At 72.3% G+C, this 303-nt stretch carries 1 protein-coding gene; it reads right to left on the bottom strand.

All coding sequences use genetic code 11. The annotated features are described in order from the left end of the window. Positions 1 to 303 (bottom strand): hypothetical protein (locus tag H5407_RS23950; protein WP_183106952.1); only part of this gene is annotated, 303 nt, incomplete at both ends.

Here is a 303-nt window from a genome sequence, read left to right as displayed (position 1 = left end):
GGTCCGGCGCGGACTGCAGAGCCAGGACGAGGCCTTGCAGCGCCTGCTGCATGAGTGCGCACACGCGCGGGGCCTGGGCAGGCGTGCTGACCTGGGCGCTCAGGGCCAGGCCGGCGTCGCCCAGGTCGTCCACGCTCAGCGTGAAGGGGTAGTTGGTGCGCTCCTGGGCGGCGATCTGCTCGATGCCTTGCAGGGCGGGCGGCAACTCGGCCGGTTCCTGGGACTGGCCCTGGCTGTGGCGGTAGTTCAGCAGTGCCGTCACCAGCGGCACGCCGCTCTCCAGCCCGCTGCAGCGTTGGGCCA

Origin of the sequence: Mitsuaria sp. WAJ17 (genome assembly GCF_014174515.1) — a bacterium.
Lineage (GTDB): Bacteria > Pseudomonadota > Gammaproteobacteria > Burkholderiales > Burkholderiaceae_C > Roseateles_B.
This window is presented reverse-complemented; position numbering and strand designations above follow the sequence as displayed.